The sequence below is a fragment of the Polynucleobacter sp. 35-46-11 genome (genome assembly GCF_002281105.1).
The window spans coordinates 1-1845 of record NZ_NCFJ01000449.1 but is presented as its reverse complement, the minus strand read 5'-3'; the positions used below and the strand labels follow the sequence as shown (position 1 = coordinate 1845).

Below are 1845 nucleotides of genomic sequence, written 5' to 3'. Positions count from 1 at the left end.
ATATCTCCTTTGATATAAAGAATGGGATCCATATGAATTTGCACCAATTTCGTTTTGTCCGCGAAGCCGTAAGACAAAACTTCAATCTGACTTCCGCAGCCAAAGCACTTTTTACCTCTCAACCTGGAGTTTCCAAGGCCATTATTGAGCTGGAAGATGAGCTGGGTGTTGAGGTATTTCGTCGCCACGGCAAAAGGATCCGCTCACTTACCGAGCCGGGCAAAAGAATTCTTGCCTCGATTGAGCGCATTCTGGATGAAGTGGAAACCCTCAGAAGAGTTGGTAAAGACTTTGCCAGTCAGGATCAGGGTAACTTTGTGATTGCCACCACACATACTCAAGCTCGCTATGCCTTACCCAAAGTACTTACCGAATTTACCAAACGCTTCCCAAAGGTTCGGGTCAGCATTCAACAGGGAAGCCCAGGGCAAATTGCAGAGCTACTCATTCATGATCGCGCTGACATCGCAATAGCAACCGAAGGTATTGCCAATACTCCTGGCGTCCTTGCGCTTCCAGGCTACCAATGGCAACACGTAGTCATGGTGCCGCTGAGTCACCCCCTCCTCAATCAGTCAACCATCACCTTGGAAGAAATTGCCAAGTATCCACTCATCACATACGACAGAGCATTTGCAGGCCGCAGCAAGATTGATGCCGCATTTGCGCAACGTAATCTCAGCCCCGATATTATTTTGGAAGCGATTGATGCGGATGTGATCAAGACCTATGTTGAAACTGGAATGGGTGTCGGGATTGTTGCTGGCTTAGCTTATGACGCCGATAGAGATCGTAATCTCCGAGTCATTCCAGTTGGGCACTTGTTTGGTAACAATGTGACGCATCTGGGCGTTAAGCAAGGGGCCTACCTGCGCTCTTTTGTATACACCTTCATTGAACTATTCTCACCAACCCTCACCAAGAAAATTGTGGAGCAAGCGATGAATAGCGAGTCAGAAACCTATGAAATTTAAGCCAAAAGCCGAGCACACCACTTCGTGCTAATCTTTGCGATGAGACTTTATATTTCCTTACAACAAAAAATGTACCCTTCATGAAAAATCATCTGATATCCCTTTTTAAACAATGTGCAGTTTTTCTAATGCTGGCCGGCTCGGGCCTTGCATTTGCGCAAACCCCTTATCCAAATAAGCCCGTAAAGCTGGTAGTGCCTTTTCCTCCTGGCGGACTGATCGATAACGTTGCCCGCCTCATTACTCCAGCGCTTTCAACAGATCTTGGGCAAGCTATTGTTGTAGAAAACAAGCCTGGCGCAGGCGGCAATCTGGGTGCCGCAGAGGTTGCAAAAGCAAGTCCCGATGGATACACACTTCTCATGGCATCCCCGCCACTCTCTATTAGTCCAGCAATTTATAAAACACTGCCTTACAGCCCCAGCAGCATTGAACCGATTGCTATTTTTGGGCAGTTGCCGAATGTGCTTTTAGTAAATCCTGACTCCGGAATTAATTCAGTAGCTGAATTAGTAAAACGCGCAAAACAGTCTCCAGGTAAGATGAATTATGGCTCTAACGGCAATGGCACCTCACTGAACCTCAGCGCCGAGATGCTGAAAAGTCAAGCCGGCATTTTTGTAGTTCACATTCCCTACAGAGGTTCATCCTTAGCGAATGTAGCTCTAGTATCTAAAGATATCGATTTTATGTTTGACAACCTTCCCTCTGCGCTTGGCTTAATTAAAAGCGGCAAGTTGAAAGCGCTTGCTGTTACCAGCACCACTAGAAATCCTGCGCTTCCCCAGGTCCCAACAATGCAAGAAGCGGGCTTTCCGAACTTTCAGGTTACAGCTTATTTCGGTATTGCTGCACCAAAAGGTTTACCAGC

Annotated in this window: 2 protein-coding genes; both read left to right on the top strand. The window is 46.9% G+C overall.

The window, feature by feature from the left end; genetic code table 11:
• The first annotated feature begins 32 nt into the window (after positions 1 to 32).
• Positions 33 to 974 carry a CysB family HTH-type transcriptional regulator gene (locus tag B7Y67_RS16195; RefSeq protein ID WP_293599514.1) on the top strand — a complete coding sequence of 314 codons (942 nt, stop codon included), beginning with the start codon at positions 33 to 35 and terminating at the stop codon, positions 972 to 974.
• A gap of 128 nt (positions 975 to 1102) precedes the next feature.
• Positions 1103 to 1845: tripartite tricarboxylate transporter substrate binding protein (locus B7Y67_RS16190; RefSeq protein WP_293599512.1), on the top strand; the 743-nt coding region annotated here is incomplete at its 3' end.